Below are 20,072 nucleotides of genomic sequence, written 5' to 3' on the forward strand. Positions count from 1 at the left end.
GATGCTGACCCCCGATCCCGCAGTCGAGTGGATCATGCACGCCCTCACGGGCATGAAGTGGCCACAGGCCAACGAGGACGAGCTCCGCCACGCGGCGGAGCTCTACGACTCGGTGGGCGAGGACTACAAACAGCTCGACGACCAGCTCGTGCTGTTGCTCCAGGGCATCCAGAACAACTTCGAGGGCGACGCGGCCAACGCCTTCCTCCAGTTGGGCAAGGTCATCGCGGGCGGCGACGACTCGTTCCTCGACGTGGCGGCCGAGCAGTCGAAGACCATGGCGAAGGCCGCCCGGGACACCGCGACCCAGGCCGAGTACACGAAGTGGATGATGCTCGCCCAGCTCATCGAGCTGCTGGCCGAGTTCATGTACGCCATGGCGTTCTCGTGGGTACCCGGCTTCGGCGAAGCCCTGATGTCGGAACTGAGCTGGCGCACCTTCTTCACCCGGCTGTTCCTCAAGGCCCTGATCAAGGAGCTGATCAAGAGGATCGCCCAGCACGTCGCCCTCGGGGTCGGCATGGGCATAGCGATGGACCGCATCATCCAGCTGGTCCAGATCGGCCAGGGCAACCGGGACAAATTCGACAACAAGCTGCTGTGGGACGCCGTCAAGTTCGGCGCGATCCAGGGGCTGGCCACCGGTCCGCTCAGCCTGCTCGCCCCGGGGCTCGGCAAGTGGCTGGGCAACAAGATCGGCACGGGCCTGTCGAAGATCCTCACCAGGGAACTGAACACGGCCTTCAAGACCCTGGAGAAGGTCGGGGGCAAGGGCGCGGGTGACCTGGCCAAGAACGTGGCCAAGATCCTTGCCGACCACGACCTCAACCTCACCAAGGGCTTCACCAAGGTCGGGGGCAAGGAGTTCTCCAAGGGCGCGAGCGAGAACTTCATCAAGAACATGGGCAAGGAGTTCGCCAAAACCCCCTTCAACGGGCTGACGAAGGAGGAGGCCCGCGAGGTCGGGAAGACCTGGGCCAAGACCGTCACCGAGCACTGGTCGGGCCCGGCCAAGGGCTCGGCGGAAGCGCTCAGCAAGGAGCTCACCAAGGAGCTGAGCGGCAAGGTCGACAAGACCGCGCTGAAGGCGCTCGCCGACGACATGCCCAAGGCCCTGACGCACGCGGGATACCAGGGCAACAAGCGCTTCCGGCTGGGCGAGGTGGGCAGTGGGCTGCTCGTCGAGTCCATCGGCCAGAACCTCGGCGAGGGCTTCTACAACCTGATCTACCAGGGCGGCTTCTCCACGTCGTGGGACACGTTCGTCGCCGGCATGCTGACCGGTGGACTGAGCCACGCCGGACACGTCTACCTCGTCCACCCCGTCCTGCACTCCATGTCCCACCACTTCGACATGTCGGGGCTCGACGGCGCGTTCGACAAGGGCTTGGACAAGGACCTCGACCTGGGACAGGACAAGAACCAGGACGATGGCCTCGATTATCTCGACGTGGACGACGACCCCGACTATTTCAATCTGAGCGACAGCGACACGGAGTCGCTGTACGGCGGGACGACGACGGACACGGCGCACGGCCCGGGAAGCGACACCACCACCGGCCACCCGGTCACGTCCCACGAGCCGGTGGTACCGGTGAAGCCTGTGGCGACGTCCTCGTCGGACACGGCGCTCCGCACCGTCGACCACACGAACGACGCGCGGCACACGGACACTTCACACACGGACACTTCACCCACGGACACCTCGCAGTCGGAGCACCGGTCCGAAGCCCCGGTCACGCCGGTCGCCCCTCCGGTCTCGCAGACCGCGCCGAACACGTCCGTACCCCAGGCCCGCCCGGCACCGACCACTTCGCCGAACCTGTCGCCCGCCCAGACCTCGACGGTCAGCACGCCCCATGGGTCGCCCGCGACGCCCCGTCCGAACCGGTCTCCGCTGCTGCCGGACAACGGCGGAAGCGGCAGCATCGAGCTGAAGCCCCTGCGGCGCCCCACATCCACGGAGGCCGGCCCCACCCAGTTCGACTCGTCGCTCACGCGGACCACCGAACCGGTCACACACACGGACTCCACGGTGGACGAGATCACGGAGGCGGTCACGGATGCAGCGTCCTCCCCGGTGGAGCCGCTGCCCCACAACGCCCTCGTCTCCACCGAGCAGCACCAGCCCGGCGGGCAACAGCAGCCCGGACAACAAGCCGTAGAGCGACAGCAGTCGGCCCAGCACCAGCAGACCGAACAGCAGACCGAACAGCAGAATCCGGGCGACGCCCCCGCGCACGACCCCGCCCTGACGCCGCCCGCGCAGGGCCCCAAGCAGGTCCCGGATGACGGCCCCCGCCCTCCCCTCTGGCAGCACGACGTGCGCCAGTACGTCAAGAATCCCTGCGCCCGGACGACGCCGCTCCCCACCGGCTCCGCAACCGGCCACAGCAACACCGAGCTGCACCAGCCCCACCAGGGCGAGAGCATCGGCCGCACTCTGCACAACCAGCTCAACCGCAGGCTCGGCCGCGAACGTGCCGACTCCTCCGTGATCAGGGAGATCGACGACGCACTGGCCAGGAACCCGGGCTCGTTCCTCGGTGAGGGCCGCCGCTTCGTGGTCAAGCACAGCGTCCCCAACTCCCTCAAGGTGAGCCTCACCAGGGCGAAGCGGACCGTGATGACCGTCAAGGCCGTCCCGTACGCCGACAGGTGGACCCACCATCCGGACCCGGAGGCCCGCGACCCGCACAAGCTGGACACGTCCCAGCAGTTCCAGCAGCAGACCGGTACGAACACCGGCACCTCCCGGGGCACCGGGGCGCAACTGGGTCTCACCACCGGGGCTCTGCCGTCCACCACCCGTGTGCTGGTGGAGATCCGCGGGGGCGCCGGCCACACCCAGAAGCATGTCGTCGGCACCCACGACCAGCGTTCGTACCAGCGGGAGACACGCACGACGGGCGGCAGCGAGTCCTTCCGGCAGGACGTCTACTACCAGGTCGATTTCCACGAGAACCCGCACATCGAACCGTTCGGTACGGGCGTCAGGAACGGTATGACGACCCGGGTCTCCAAGGGCTCCGCCGTGCCGAAGGAGACGGAGATGCGCGTCCCGCGCAACTTCACCCCGCCGCCCGGCTCGCCGCTGGGCTCCCCGAACACCGAGGGCTTCGGACCGGTGAGGGGCATCTTCGACTGGGCGGTCCAGCGGATCGGCGCCCGGCCGGGCGGGTACAAGCACAAGCAGCTCAGCGACTACTTCAGCACGGACCACTTCCACGGCAGGTCCGACGAGATGGCCCGCGGGCCGCTGCCACCGCTCGACGTGCGGCGGCGCAACGGCACGTCCGCCGGCAGCTTCCAGGTGGGCAGGTCGATATCCGGCGAGCACCATCTGATCGAGGTGGTGGACGACGCGGAGATGCGCATCACGGACGCCATCACCGTGAAGAACGAGATCCTGGTCCAGGACAACCGGCGTTACGTGGTGGCCTTCTTCGGCGGTTCGCGATTCGCCATCCCGACCGCACAGGCGCCGCACATCTTCATGCAGCTCGGGCTCACCCTGCAGTACAGCCACGACTCCAGCGAGGTCACCCTCCAGGGCGGGAACGTGGGCCGCAAGATCACCGGGCGGGTCAAGGGGGGACCGACGGCCCTCTACCTCCAGGAGCTGAAGGTCCCCGTCACCTTCGATGGCCGCACGGAGACCTTCGACACCTGGAGTCTCGTACGGCTGCCGGTGCGCGAGGCGCGCGAGCGGGCGGGCTGGGACCCCGACATCCACACCCGTCCCGAGGGCAGCGAGCCACCGCTGCCCGCGCACTGGCGCGAGGGCGACTACGACCTGACCCACACCAGGGCCACCGACCTCACCATCGACGGCCACCACCCCGGGGACCCGGAGTCCCCGAACGCACTCGTCGACGGGGTGCTCGACTGGATCAACAGGAGGCACGGCGACTCGGTGCTGGTCACCCCCCGTCCGGGCACGGACAGGGCCAATCTGCGCGGTCGCTGGACCAGGTTCACCCAGGCCATCAGTGGCGAGCGGAGCCGGGCCGAGGCCAACACCCGCATCATCATGGCGAAGTTCGACGAGCGGAACCTGGCGGTGACTCTCAACGAACTCGCCCACGACGGGCTGTCCGTCAAACTGTTCGGCAGCAACCTGACCAAGCAGCACTTCTTCGAACTGAAACTGAAGGCCGAGCTTGGCCCGCCGGTCTACCGGGGCACCGACCGTGACGAGCTGACCCGCCAGACCAACAACGCCGGTGAACGCGTGGGAAACGCCCACAGCACCACGCACACCTTCGGGGCCCAGGCGACCGGCACCGCCGAACTGCGCTCGAACGAGACGTTCCGTACCGGTACGCCGGACCACATCGGCGTACTGGGGGCCAAGGCCGGCGCGACCCGCCAGCACACCCGCAGCAACGGCACCATGTCGACGGCCGGCCGCGAGGACGCGACGGCGACCCCGGCCGGGATTCATTCCTATCTGGCGAGGGGCGTGTTCAGAGCCGAGCTGGTGGGCGTTCACCAGTGGCACACGCCGTACCGGGTGCTCTCGTTCGGCCAGGCGGGGCGCAAGATCCACGAACCGGCCACTGTGGTCGGCCCGGACAGGACCCTCGGGAAGTTCAGTGTGCTGCTGCATCTCTCCGAGCAGCACACGCCGAAGATCGACCCGCACAGGGAGGGCGCGGCCAACCCGTACACGTCCGGCCGCGAGACCACGTCCAGGGCGCTGGACCCGCTGACCGAGACCGAGGACCTGTGGGCGCCGTCGCAGTGGCAGCTCACGGACTCGCTGAAGGACATCCCGGTCATCACCGTCCACGTGCCGACGGACCCGCACATGCAGGCGGCGGGTCCCCTGGTGGCGGACCGGGCCACCCGCGGAGAGTGGTCGCTGACGACCGCGGGGACGAGCCAGCACGAGCGGATGAAGAACGCCTTCGGCTCGATGTCGCTGACCGCCGACGCCGACCAGGTGTTCTCCCCGACGGGCAAGCAGCTCAACGACGTACGCGCCCCCGGTTTCCTGTACGGCGCGACGGGTGACATCCGCCTCGTCGGGCAGCGGGGGAATCCGACCGCCGTGAGCGGCCCCGTCGACCTCAGGCCGGAGCAGAACCGGAGCCTGGACCTGACGGTCTCCGGAGGGGACGGCAAGGGCTGGGTGCTGTCGTTCGACCTGAACGCGGGGCACTTCCCCGCGCAGGACACCGGTGTGCCCACCACGACGCGTTACGGCTTCGGCGCCACCCCGTACCAGCGTTCCAGCATGACGTCGAAGGGCGGCGGCCGGACCACCGGCCGGTCCGTCAATGTCGTTCCGGAGAACGGCTACTGGGTCCCGGTCACCGCGGACACGCAGTACCGCTTCGAGATGTCCGGCGACAAGCTCGGCGTCCTCAGCCCGTTCCGCTCGAAGCTGCCCGCGTGGAGCGGGCAGCTGGTGGCGAAGGCGAACGGCTGGCGCGGGCTGGTGTCGGAACAGTCCGCTCACGCGCTCGGTCTGTTCAACACGGGTATCGAGAGGGTGGCAAGCCTCGCCGATGGGGCCGGGGCCTGGTCGCACCCCTCGTGGTTCAAGGAGAGCCCGCTCGGGGTCTTCCCGGTGTCGGCGCCGCGCGAGCAGCACACGGAGCAGACGGTCACGGCGCCGGGCGAGCAGCACACCGGACAGACGGAGCAGGCCCGGCTGATGCGCACCCTGCGCAGTCTGCGGTTCACCCGCAACAGCCTGGAGGCCGTCAGGACGATGCTGTCGGAACGGCACGGGCAGGCCATGGTCGAGTCCGGCATTCCACAGCAGTACCGGGGCCGCGCGCCCTGGCGCGGTTTCACCGACAGCCTCCCTGTCGGGGGCAAGAACTACCGGGTGACGGTGCGGCAGGTCCCCGGCGACCGGACGGTCGAGGACTTCGGCTTCGGCGATATGGAGAACGGTCACTCCGTCACCACCAGCAACAGTGCGTCGCGGGGCGTCACCCGCTCCGGCGGCATCTCCTCGAACGCCACAGAACGCGTCACCGGGCCGACCGGTTCGATGGGCGGCCCGGTCGGTAACTCCAGCGACTCACGCGGAAAGAGCGGCGGCCACACCGGCTCGGAGTCGGCCACGGTGTCGCAGACGACCGTCATCCCCGGCCCCCTCGCCACCGTCTCCACCTCGTACAACGTCGAGGTCGAGATCCGGGACCACAAGGACCACGTCGTGCAGTCGCACACCTGGTCCGCGGGCAGCGCGAAGAGCCAGGAGCCGCTGGCGCTGCTCAAGCCGGGCGCGGACGCCGGAGGCGCCGTCCGCCTCCCGCAGCCCGCCGCGGTGGAGGTGTGGGGGGCGAAGACCGTGACGCCGGAGAACATCGGCGCACACATCACCCGGCACTTGTCCAACAACGGCCGCCCCGCCGGGCTGACGCCCGGCAACGGGGTGCACTTCACCCGGGTGCTCGGCTCCACGAACGTCGAGCACCTGGCCCATCTCACCCTGGCGAAGGCCGAGAACGGGTCTTTCAACGGGGATTACGCGGGCCAGGGGCGAGAGCCCGACGTGCGGCTCACCGGTGAGCAGCTGACCCAGGCGCGTGCCAGGGCCGCGGCACTCAAACTGCTGTCGCCCGGCCGGGGCGGCGGCGACACCCTGACGGCCGGCACCAACGAGCTGTCCCTGACCGGTGCGCTCATCGACGGTTCCGCGCTGCACGAGAACGGCTACCAGCCGCTCGGTCTGGTCGACGACACCGTCATCGGCGGTGCCACCGGAACCCTCCAGCTCCACCCGGCCTTCGACCTGTCGCGGGCCGAACTCCTCGCGACGGCGGACGTACGGATGGAGTACGCCACCGGCACAGGTGAGAGCTTCGACGTGGGTGAGGGGCGGTCCAGCGGCGGGACGGGCGGGCTTGGCGGCGACGCGATCGGGGCCGACTCGCACAAGACGACCTACCAGATCACCCCGGTCGTCGCGCCCGGCGTCGGCTCGTCGGAGGAGTACAAGTTCAACGAGGCGACCGCCGCCAAGATCAATATGAAGCCGAACACCGGGCGGGCGTTCCTCTTCTCCGTACCCACCAAGTGGCTGGCCGTGGCCGGGGTGCACCGCCACATCCAGGACGGCACCGTCGGCCGGCTGGCGGCCCGCAGCCTGGCCGGGGACGGCTACGACCCGGCGGGCCTCCAGGCCGGTGTGGCGGACACCAGGGCGCTCGCGTGGATCCGTGAGGACGTGGCCCGCGACCTGGGGCTCATCACCCCGCAGAACCACCCCGCGAAACTCTCCACCCAGTGGGACGACGTGGCCAAGGGGTGGAAAACGTGGAAGGCCAACCACGACGCGTACTGGAGCGCCCACCGTCCGCTCACCGACCTGGCGTTCGCGGTGCGGGACGCGCGGCACCGGCGGGACATGGCGACCGCTCCCGAGGAACGGCGGGTGGCGGAACAGGCGCTGAGCGCGGCGCGAACCGAACTGGCCGAGGTACGGGAGACGGTCCGGCCGGAGCTGGAGTCGCTGGCGACGAAGCTGAAGGCCGCCGGAGAGCACTACCACGCGCTGCGGTCGGCCGCCGACGCCCTCAACGACTGGTACCGGCGTCCGGAGAGCGAGCGCGCCGGCACCCCGGAACCCGATGGGCGGGCCTACGACGAGTCCGTGGAGCACGACCACGGGGTGAAGAAGCCGGAACACCCGGCCGAGTACACCGAGTCCAACGACGAGCAGGGCGAGATCATCGGCCTGGAGGACATGGCGTCCGGGCGGATCCACCCGGTCGGCCCGGTCCGGCACGACGGCAACGGCTTCTTCCACTCCCTGGCGGAACACCTGGTCCGGATCGACCCGGACCTGCTGGCGCGGCAGGACATCACGGTCCCCTCCGGCCGCGACCTCTCCGGTGTCGCGGGCGAGCTGCGCACCCTCTTCGGGAAGACCCTCCGCGAGGGCGGGAACAGCCCGCTGGCGGATTACACCCACCCGGACCTCACCGACAAGTTCGAGGAGGAAGAGGTCCGCGCGGCCGGGCTGGGGAGCCTGGTGGACGGCACCAGCGCCCAGAGCCGGGAGTACAAGGAAGGCAGGTGGATTCCGCACTCGGCGGGTGCCGCGACCGCGAACCACCGTGCCGTACTGCCCCCGGAGCAGCGGACCGCGCTCGCCGCGTCGCAGACGGAGCGGCCCGCCGACGAGAAGACGGCCGCCGAGTACAGCGCGGGTGACCTCTACCCGCCGCTGGCCGCCCGGCTGTTCGGCGTGCCGGTGACGGTGCTGGTGGACGGCAGGCGCCATACGTTCATGCCCGACGGGGGCGAGGCCACGGGCGGAGAGGGCGCCGGCGGGGTCGAACTGCTGCTGAAGGACGGCCACTACCGGCATGTGGACCAGACCAGGGATCTGAGGCCGCCGCAGGACCTGCCGTCCGACGACGACACCGACACCGACACCGACTACGGGTCCGACGAGGAGGGGTCCGACCTCGGGCCCGAACCCGGTACGCCCCGCCCGGTGCTCAAGGTGCCGGACGACGGCTATTCGCAGCTCACTTCGCTGCTGGTCAGCGCCCCCGAGGCGGTCGGGCCGAAGCTCCCCCACATCGGGCGGGGGCTGCGGGACCTGGTCGGCTCCCCCGACCGGCTGCGGGCCGCCGCCTCCGCCGCTTCCGGCGTCGAGCACCACCAGGGCCTGCACACCCTGGTGCTCGGCATGAAGGAGGCCGTGCACGCCCATGTACGGGACCTGGGCCCCCACGGGCTCGCCGAGCTGCTCCCCGATCTCCTCCCGGAGTTCACCCCGGGCAACCCGCGCGCCGCGCACCGGGCCCAGAACCTCCTGTTCAAGGAGGTGAAGGCGGCCGTCGCCGCATGGGAGCACAGCGGGGAATCCCCCTGGTCGAAGAGCTTCCTGCCGCTGCTCGCCGGGACGTTCGGGGTGGACCTCACCGTGCACACCGCGCCGTCCGGCACGGACCCCGGCGGGACGGACCGGTTCCAGCCTCCGCCGGGGGCCGGCGCGCCGCTGTCCGTACACCTCCGGCAGAACGGCTCGCACTTCGACGGGACGAGGGAGCCGACCGCCGCGCGTCCGCGCACCGAGTCGGCGAGCGTCCCGAACCTCTCGCCGGCCATGGCGCCACACATACAGCACACCGGTGCGCACGAGGCCCCGGAACCCACCCCGCCGCAGCACGCACCCGCTGCCCAGCACGCCGTCGCCGGCCTCCCCGCGGAGCGATCGCTGGGTACGGTCGAGGTCCGTCCGCCCAGCGAGCGGACCAGGGAGCTGGGAGGGGCCGCCGCCTCGGTCCGGGAGCGCGGTTTCGCCGTGGAGCGCATCCAGCTCGGCGACGGAGACGTCCGCGCCGACGTCACCATCCGGGTGTACCTGGACGTCCAGCAGGGCGCCACCGAAAACCACGTCATCCATGCCAGGGAGCTGGCCGCGCGGGGCATCGACACCTACTACAACCGTCCGGGTCACCGGTTGCCGAACGGCGATCTGCTCCATGTGGCCATAGAGTTCGTGGACAGCCCGGCCCAGGCGCACCGCTCGGTCAGACTGCACGCCGACCCCCACAGATCGGGCCGGGACGACAGCGGTACCTGGTACATCCCTGATCCGGGCAGCAAGGGATTCGACAAAGCGATCGTCATCGCCCACGAGGCCGGACATCTGCTCGGCTTCCAGGACCAGTACCGCGAGGCGCGGCCGGGGACGCCGTTCCGGCCGGTCTACGACGACAACTCGCTGATGTCCGCCTTCGGCATCGACAACGCGGGCCGGGTCCAGGTCGACATGGACCACCAGGCGCCGTTCACGTCCTCGCCGTACCTGCGGATCATGCCCCGCGACCTGCTCCAGCTGAAAACCTCCATCGACGCGGCCTGGTCGCACACACCCGACGTGACCGCCGCGCCCCACGACCGGGTGCGCGTGCGCATCCACCTGGACGTGCGCGAGCGGGTGCTGCGCGGCGATTCCCGCACCGGGAACACCGGTCTGCTCGCCCCACGCGGCCCGTCGGGGCGGTTCCGCCCCGACGCGACCGGGGAACGCAACCCCAACGGCACCTACCAGGCGGGCAACCGTCCGGACGGCACCGTCCGGACGATGTTCCCCGACCACTGGAGCCCGGACGAGGTCCTGCACGCCGTCCGGCAGGTCTATCTGCACAGCGTCCGGACCGGCGGGCTGACGCCCAGCCCGGGGCGCTCCGGGCGGTCCGTCTTCGACGGTGAGTACCAGGGCGTACGAATCCGGGGCACCGCCGACTCCCTCGGCGACATCACCGACTTCGCGCCCCACCCCGACCAGTCGGGTCTGGAACCCCCCGCCCACCTCACGCCCCCTCCCCCGCGCGTTGTCGGCGACGACCCGGCCATCAGCGAGGCGGCCGGCCAGTTCTTGCTGCGCGGGGACCCGTCCACCCGGACCGGTGTCCACTACGCCCACGCGGAGAACGACCTCCCGCAGAGAGAACGCGGCATCATCTTCGACCGGTTCGAGACACCGGGGCCCGGTGGAGTGCAACAGGCCCAGGTCTGGTTCCGCGAGCCGACGCGTGGATCGGGAGGCCGGCCGGGCGGCGATCAGGTGCGCTTCCGGGTCGCCAGGGGCGACGTCCCCGAGATGAGCACCCCGGACGGGCACGAGATCCATCCCCGGATGCTGTTCCCGTCCTCCTGGAGCGCCGGAGTCCTGCGCGACGCCGCACGCGACGCCCACCGGGCCGCCCTGGCCGGTGGCCTCTTCGAGGTGCTGCCCGAGGGCGGATACCTGTGGGAGGGCGACGCCAACGGTGTCCGCATACACGGCTTCGTGAAGGACGGGGAGCACCGCTGGTTCCGTCCCTCCCGCTTCCAGCCGCGTGCCGAGTGGAACCAGGACAGCGTCATCGCCGTCACCGGCCCGACGCCGGTGACGATCGCAAGGCCGACCGGCGGCCTGGCCGAATTCCGGGTCGAGCACGTGGTGTTCGAGGGCGGCGACCGGGGGCTGTCACTCACCCGGGTCGTCACCTACCCCAGGGAAATGCCTCCCACCGAGGTCGAGTCGCTGCGGCAGCAGGCGGCGGCGGTGCAGCAGCACATCGACGTCCACCACAACGCATCGAACCCGTCCCGTGCCGATGGGCAGTTGCCGCTGACCCGGTTCGCGGTGGAGCTGAGGCCGGCGGACGGGCCGGGCCGGCACATCGACGGCTCGGACCTCGGCGACCTGTCGACCCAGGACGCCTCGGTGGCCGCCGACCGGCTGCTGGGCCTCGACCGGGACCCCGTGGCGGACCGGACCGCGCTCGTACGCCAGGTGCTGGAGCACCGGCAGCCGGTGCCGGAGGACAGCGATTCCTGGCACAAGCCGCCCGGGCACACGGCGCACACGGACGGGAACGCCCAGCAGGAGAGGCTCTGGCGGGCGGACATCACCGCCGCGCTGCGCCGTCACACCAGGCACGGCCTGCTGGACGAGCCGGGCGTCCGGGAGCTGCTGTCGGCGCGCCGGACGGCCGACGACGCGCCCCATGTGACCCGTGGGACGACCGAGGCGGAGGTGGTGGCCCGTACCGAGGCCGCCTTCGATCCGGACTACAACGGGACGTCCGGCGCGTCCCTGGGGCAGAGCTGGACGGCCGACCGGCTGCGGCTCGCGGCCCTGCACGCGGCCCGCGGCAACGCACCGCGCCGCCAGGACACCTCCCGGCCCGGCACCCTGATCATCGAGACGACACCGGAGCCGGGCGTCAAGCTCGTCACCCGGATCGACCGCGGGTCGCTGCTCATCCTCGGGGCCCAGGTCCGCGCGGTTCCTGTCCCGCGCCCTTCGGTGGACGGTCCCGGTACCCCCGCGCCGCTGACGCCCGGCGTAGAAACGCCCACCCCACAGACGCCCGGAGCGGGGCCGTCCACGCCTGGCACGCTTTCCCCCGAGTCGCCGTTCCCGGAGTCGCTCCTCCCCGGGTCTCCCTACTTCGAGACGCCCTTCCCCGAGTCACCCGCCGCCGGCATGTCCGTACCGCGGACACCCGGTCCCGAGACACCCGGCGCACCCCTGACACCCGGCCCCGGCACTCCCCGTGCTGAAACACTCCCGCTGGAGACACCCGGCCACGAGACGGCCGGCCACGAGACACCTGCCCCACTTGCCGGGCACAACACCCAGGTGAACCCGGTGCACGAGGCCGCCCTGGCGGATGTGCTGGGCCTGCAGCCCGCCGACCTGCTCAGCATCTCGCCCATACTGCGCAGTTCGTCCTCTCCCAGCGAGGCGTTCCAGAGGCTCACCACTCTGGCGGGCCGCGTCGACAACCACCTGCACGTGCCCACGCTCGTCCAGCGGATGACGGAACTCCAGGTTTCCGTGCTCGACTTGTGGGACCTGTCGACCTTCCTGCACAACCAGGGCGACAGCCTGCAGAGCTTGATCGGCCTCCCCCACATGGACCCGGTCGGCCAGCAGACCGCCCAATGGCGGACGACCAAGGTCCCGAAGCCCGATTCGGACACCCTTGCCGTCGCTCACGCGCTGGACGTGCACCCCCTCTTCCTGACCAGGCTGGTCAAAGCCCTCAACCTGCCCGGCCCCCTCGCCGTCGCCCGGCTCAGCGGCGATCCCTCCGCGTGGCAGCGCGCCGCCACCCCCGAGTACCTGGGGCACGAGTATCTCGTCAGCCGGCGCGCGGAAGTCGAGAACCTCAGGGCCGAGCTGGACCGCGAGCGGTTCGCCACCGTCACCGAGAACGTGCTCGGCGGGGACTTTATCCGGACCAGCGACACCGACCGCGACTACCGCAGCTTCCTCCACTGGACCACCACCTCCGATTTCGGTCTGCGGCCCTTCTCGGACGAACAGTTGGCGCACCTGATCACCAACTGGTCTGCGGCGAGGGACACTCCGGCTGCGTCACCACCCGCCCATTTCGATCCCGCGGTGCTCCGGACGTTGCAGGACGAGTTCGACCACCATGTGAACCTCGCCCGTTTCGGGGTCAGTCAGGCCGAGAGGGGCACCGACCCCACGGCGCTCCTCCATGCCTATCTGGGACTCAACGAGCTGAGCCCCATCGTGGAGGAGCAGCAGACCGAACTCGCTCAGCGGCTCGCCGCTCTGTGGGCGAACAACCCCATGAGTCCCGCAACGGTCACCGGACCGACCGCTCCCGCCGGACAACGCACACCGACGCCCCCGGTCGTCGACGAGGACACGGTGATGGGCGAGGATGCCTTGCTGGACGAGGACGGGGACACCGTGATGTCCTCGCCCCCGCTCGTGCCCCACCCGTCCCCGCCAGTGGCCCCGGCACACACCCCCACGCACACACCCGCTTCCCAGCACACCGCCGACCACTCCGTCGCCGAACTCCCGACGGCTCCCGAGCCGGTCTCCGACGACCTTTCGCTGGGTACTGCCGAGGTGCTCCCGCCCAGCAACCGGACCATGGTCCGGGGCGGGGCCGCCGCTTCCGTCTGGGTGCGCGGGTTCGCCGTGGAGCGCACCCAGCTCAGCGACGGCAGTGTGCGCGCCGAAGTCACGGTGCGCATCCATCTGGAACTGCAGGGGGGCGCCACCGACCGACATGCCGAGTACGCCGAGGAGATGGCGGATCGCGGCATCGACGCGTACTACAACACCCCGAACCACCGTCTCCCGAACGGCGATCTGCTGCGGGTCAAGATGAAGTTCGTCGACGACCCCGCACAAGCCCACCACACGGTGAAACTGCACCCGGACCCGGACGGGACCGGCCGTGACGACAGCGGCACCTGGTATGTCTCGGAGGGCGGCGCAAACGCGAAAGAAAAGTCGCACATCATCGCGCACGAGACCGGCCATCTCCTCGGCTTCCAGGACCAGTACCGCGAAGCCAGGGAGGGCGTGCCGCTGCGGCCGGTGTACGACGACCACTCGCTGATGTCCGGCTACTGGACCGACGACGCGGGTCTCGTGCAGTTCAGCATGGACCACATGGCTGGAGGGCGGTTCGACCCGTCGCTGCGGATCGTGCCCCGTGACCTGCTGCTGCTCTCCACAGCCATCGACGCCGCCTGGAAACACACCCCCGGCGTGACCCCGGGCAAGCACGACAAGGCCAAGGCCCACATCCCGCTCGACGTACGGGAACGCGTCCTGCGCGGCAACCCCAGCACCGGCACCACCGGCCTGCTCGCCCCACGCGGCCCCTCCGGACGACACCGCCCCGAAGCCACCGGACCACGCAACCCCAACGGCACCTACCCGGCAGGCAAACAGCCCGACGGCACCGACCGGACAATGTTCCCCGACCACTGGAGCCCCGAAGAAGTCCTGCACGCCGTCCGCCAGGTCTACCTCGACCACGTCAGGACCGGCAGCCTCACCACCGACCCCGACCCCGACCACGCCGGACGCAGGACGTTCGACGGCGTCTACCAAGGCGTACGCGTCAAGGGCACCGCCAACGCCAACACCGGCACCATCACCGACTTCGCACCCCACCCCGACCAGAGCGGCCTGCAACCGCCCACCCACCTCGAACCACCACCACCCCGCGATCCGTACGACGAACCCGCGTACGGGGACGTCGCGCTGCGCTTCCTGACCTACGGCTCCACCTCCGGCAGAACCGGCGTCCACTACGCGATGCCCGGTCCGGGCGGAGCCCTCGCGCAACGCAAACACGGCGTCCTGGTCAATCCGACGTGGGCCGCGCATCCGAACGGAACCCAGTGGGCCAACGTCTGGTTCAAGGAACCGAACCTGCGAGGGCTGACGGCACAGGCCGCCGCCAACGGTGCCCCGCCTCCTCTCGAATGGCAGCGCGGCGACCAGGAGAACGGAGCCGTGCTCGGCGCCGACGGCACGGTGACCACTGGCCAACTGCTCTTCCCCGACCGCTGGTCGCTGTCCGATCTCCGGAAGGCGGTAGCCAGAGCCCACGACCACGCGCTCGGCAACGGTTCGCGGGCGGACGCCCCGGGGGGCGGCTATCTGTGGGAGGGCGTGCATGACGGCGTACGGATGCACGGACACATCCGCGACGGCGAACACCTGTGGGTCAGGCCCTCGACATACCAACCGCTGCTCTCAGCCACGTCCGCCGAGGTACTCGCGGTCACCGCTCCCCTGCAATTCAGTGTGCCCAAGCCGGATGGCACGGAGGCGCTGTTCCACGTCCAGCGGGTGATCCACCAGGACAGCACCCTGGGCATGCGCGTCACCCGGATTCTGCCGCGTCCTTCGCTGGGCGGGGAGGTACACAGCCGACTGGTCGACCAGCAGCTGCCGGAGGTAAGCAGGCAGCTGGCCGCCGAGTTCAAGGTGCTCGACCCGCTCCAGCGCCGCGAACTGAGCAGGATCACCTTCGCCGTAGAGCTGTCCCCGACGAACGTCACGACGACGATCCCCCGCCGCTCCGAACTGTTCCAGATCATGATGGACAACGTGGACACGAGCACCCTGCAGGACCTGACGCTGTTCGCCCCCACCGACCAGCAGGGCCTGTCCTCCTTCGTGTACAGCGTGGCGGAACTGCTGCCTCCGGTACCGCGGACACCGGCCGGCTGGCAGGGTCCGCAGGGGCAGCCGCACCACGGGCAGGACCCGGTCTGGGCATCGGACGTGACGGCCTCGGTGCACCGCAACACCCCCGCCGGACTGCTCGACGAGCCCGGCGTACGGGAGTTGCTGGCGCAGCACGGAAGCCAGAATCCGCAGCCCGGCCCCGTCCCGAACGCGAGCGCAGGCACAGACCCAGGCGCTGGCACAGAGCCAGGCACAGGCACAGGCACAAACATCGAGCGCGCGGCCACGGCAGCCCAGGCCCTCGGACTGCACCCCTCCGACCTCACCAGCATCGACGTCGCTGTGCGGGGCAGCGGCCCCCTGCATCCGGCCCTCGACGCGCTCGACCGGCTGACCGCCCGACTGGAGGCCGGGCCCACAGGGCCGTTCGTCCGCCGGATGACGGAAATCGGTGCGCCGCTCTCCGAGTGGTGGCACTTCTCGTCGTACCTGCACACCAAGCGGGGCCGGCTGTCCGACGTGGTCGGTATGGACCTGGCCGGAGCCAAGAAGCTGCTCAACGACTCGCGCACCCGCCCCCTGCCACTCATCCCGCACGACACGGCAGCCCAGGCCCATGAACTGGGTGTGCACCCGAACTATCTGAAACGACTGGCTGACACCCTCCAAGTACGCCCGGAGTACGTCACCAACCTGGGCGAGGACAAGACCTACTGGCAGCAACCCCTTTCACCCGAAACCCTGGGGCAGAACTACCGCGACAGAGAACGCGAGAAGCAAGAAGACATTCGCATCGCCGGCGACCGCACCCGGTTCGACACCATCGCCGACCAACTGCTCGGCGGCGAACCCTCCCGCACGGAGCAGAGGTTCCGCTCCTTCATGCACTGGTCCAAGGAGGCGCAGTACCTGGGCCTGGAGGTCTTCACGGATCAGCGCCTGCGGGAGTTGGCGGAGCACTGGCGCAAGGAGACGAAGGACGGGACCACCCCAGTGCCCGCGGACTTCGACCCGCGCAAGAACGGGAGGGTCCGGGCCGATCTGTTCCTTACGGTGGAACTCGCCCGGCGGTCGGGCCCACTGCCCCAGAAACTGACGGACGACCTGGCCCTCTACCAGGAGTTCGCCGTCCAGCCCCAGCTGACGGATCTGGACAGGCGGTACGTGGGCGGCGTGTCCCAGGACGACGGCCCGCCCGCGACACCTCCCACGGACCCGCACCCCGCCCAGCCGACCTCCATCCAGCCACACGCCGGCCCGCACAGGGCCCCGGCATCCATACCCACGCCCGCTACTGCTACTGCTCCTGCTCCTGCTCCTGCTCCCACCCTCACCGCCACACCCGCGCCCGCACTCACGCCCACCGCCAAGTACGCCGTCGCCGATCTCCCCCCGGCTCGCCGCCCCGAGCCGGTCACCGTCATCCGTTCGCTGGGTACGGCCGACGTTCTCCGGCCCAGCAACCGGACCATGGCCAGGGGCGGGATCGCCGCGCCCGTCTGGGTGCGCGGGTTCGCCGTGGAGCGCACCCAGCTCAGCGACGGCAGTGTGCGCACCGAAGTCACGGTGCGCATTTATCTGGACCTGCAGCCCGGCGCCACCGACAGGCACGTCGAGTACGCCCAGGAGATGGCGGAGCGCGGCATCGAGGCGTATTTCAACACCCCGAACCACCGTCTCCCGAACGGAGATCTGCTGCGGGTGAAGATGGAGTTCGTCGACGACCCCGCACATTCGAACCACACGGTGAAACTGCACCCGGACCCGGACGGGACCGGCCGGGACAACAGCGCCACCTGGTACGTCTCGGACGGCGGCGCGAACGGAGTCGACAAGTCGCACATCATCGCGCACGAGACCGGCCATCTCCTCGGCTTCCAGGACCAGTACCGCGAAGCCAGGGAGGACGTGCCGCTGCGACCGGTGTACGACGACCACTCGCTGATGTCCGGCTACTACACCGACGACGCGGGACTCGTGCAGTTCAGCATGGACCACATGGCTGTCACCGGGCGGTTCGACCCGTCGCTGCGGATCATGCCCCGTGACCTGCTGCTGCTCACCACGTCCATCGACGACGCCTGGTCGCAGACCCCCGGCGTGGCCCCGGGCGAGCACGACGGAACCAGGGCGCACATCCCGCTCGACGTACGGGATCGAGTCCTGCGCGGCAACCCCGGCACCGGCACCACCGGCCTGCTCGCCCCACGCGGCCCCTCGGGGCGGCCCCAGCCCGAAGCCACCGGACCACGCAACCCCAACGGCACCTACCCGGCAGGCAAACAGCCCGACGGCACCGACCGGACAATGTTCCCCGACCACTGGAGCCCCGAAGAAGTCCTGCACGCCGTCCGCCAGGTCTACCTCGACCACGTCAGGACCGGCAGCCTCACCACCGACACGATCCGGTCCGAACGCCACGGACACCCCGTACGCTCCGGACGCAGAACCTTCGACGGCGTCTACCAAGGCGTACGCATCAACGGCACCGCCGACACCACCGGCACCATCCTCGACTTCGCGCCCCACCCCGACCAGTCAGACCTGCAACCGCCCACCCACCTCGAACCACCACCACCCCGCGAACTCACCGACGAACCCGCATTCGGAGACGTCGCACTGCGCTTCCTGACATACGGCTCCGCCTCCGACCGAACCGGCGTCCACTACACGCTGCCGGGTGACGCCGGGGCCTTCGCGCAGGACAAACACGGCGTCTCCATCGAACCGCTGTGGCCCGCATACCCGAACGGCACCCAATGGGCCACGGTCCTGTTCAGGGACCCGAACGTGCGGGGGCGGACGGCACAGGCCGCCGCCGACGGCGCCCCGCCGCCTGTCGAATGGCAGCGCGGCGACCGGGAGAACGGGACCGTGCTCATCTCCGACGGCATGACGGCCACCGGTCAGCTTCTCTTCCCCGAATACTCGTCGCTGTCCGATCTCCGCGACGCGGTAGCCGGAGCCCACCGCACCGCACGCAGCACCGACTCATGGGTGGAGGTCCCGGAGGGTGGCTATCTGTGGGAGGGCGTGCACCACTATCTGCGGGAGAACGTGCACCTCCACGTAAGGATGCACGGACACGTTCGCGACGGCGAACACCTGTGGGTCCGGCCCTCGACAGACCAACCGCCGCTCTCCCACACGTCCGCCGAGGTGCTCGCGGTCACGGCTCCCGTAGATGTCGTCCTGACCAAACCGGATGGCACGCCGGCGCCGTTCCGCATCCAGCGGGTGATCCACCAGGACAGCACCCTGGGGCTCCACATCACCCGAGTCCTGCCGCATCCTTCGCTGTCCGACGAGTTCCGCGACCACCTGCTCGACAATCTGCTGCCGGACATACGTGAGCAGTTGGCCGACGAATTCAATCAGCTTTCCCCGTACCGACACCGTGAACTGAGCCTGGTCACCTTCGACATAGAACTGTCACCGACCGAAGACGAGGCGATGGAACTCGGGGCCGACTCCGAACTGGTCAAGCTCGCGCAGTCCGACGAAGACCTCAGCCCCCTCATACCGGACCTGATGGCGGTCGACCCCGCCGACGAAGCGGGCATGGACACCTTCCTGCGCGGCATTCAGGACCTGCTGCCGCCGCTGTCGGAACGACCGGCCGACTGGCAGGCCCCGCAGGGGCAGCCGCACCACGAGCAGAACCCGGTCCTGAAGTCGGTCTGGGAGTCGGACGTGACGACTTCGGTGCACCGCAACACCCCGGCCGGGATACTCGACGAGCCCGGCGTACGGACGCTGTTGGCACAGCACCGGGGCCAGGAAACACCTGGTCCGCTCACGAGCACCGGCACAGACACGGTCGTCAGCGCCCATCGTGTGGCCGCGGCAGCCGGGGCCCTCCGGCTGCGACCCTCCGACCTCACCAGCATCGAGGACGCCCTGCGGGGGTCCACCCCCATCCGCACGGCCCTCACGTCACTCCGCCAGCTGGCCGGCCGCATGGGCCTGGGGAACTCCACGCGCGAGCTCGTGAAGCAGATGACTGAAATTGGTGTGCCGCTCTCCGAGTGGTGGCACTTCTCGTCGTATCTGCACACCAAGGGGCAGACGATGTCCAAGGTTGCCGCCATGGACCCGGCCAGGGCCAAGAAGCTGTACGAAGACTCGCGCGCCGAACCGCTCCCGCGCGTCCCGGACGATACGCGGTCCCTCGCCTACACCCTGGGCATGCACCCGAGCTATCTGCAGCGGCTGGCGGACGCCCTCCACCTGGCCCCGGAAGATGTCCTCGGTCTGGGTGAATACGAGACCTTCCGGCAGCAACCCCACGCACCTGAGGCCCTGGCGCGGAAATACTGGATCGACAACTATCAGAGGCTGGAGGATTTCCGCTTCACCCGCAGCCAGATACGGTTCAACACGGTCGCCGACCAACTGCTGGGCAGCGAACCCGACCTCACATACGCGCGCTACCGCTCCTTCATGCACTGGTCCGAGGTCGCGAGCGAGGGGCTGCACATCTTCACCGACCGGCGCCTGCGCGAGCTGGTGGAGCACTGGCGGGTGGAAACGAATGACGGCACCGACCAGGTGCCCGATGACTACGACCCGTTCGATGAACGGGAGCGGTATGCCGAGCTGCTCCACTCGGCCG

General features: G+C 69.8%; 1 protein-coding gene (only partly in view). It reads left to right on the forward strand.

What is annotated here, in order from left to right; all coding sequences use genetic code 11:
• Window position 1: 1 nt before the first annotated feature.
• On the forward strand, window positions 2–20,072 hold the 5' portion of the coding sequence (locus tag ACWGKJ_RS00140) for an EndoU domain-containing protein (RefSeq protein ID WP_453315648.1). The gene runs 7,298 nt beyond the window's last position; 20,071 of the gene's 27,369 nt are visible here — the first part of the coding sequence; it begins with the start codon at window positions 2–4; the stop codon falls past the right edge of the window.

It is taken from the genome of Streptomyces sp. NPDC054757 (assembly GCF_053612185.1).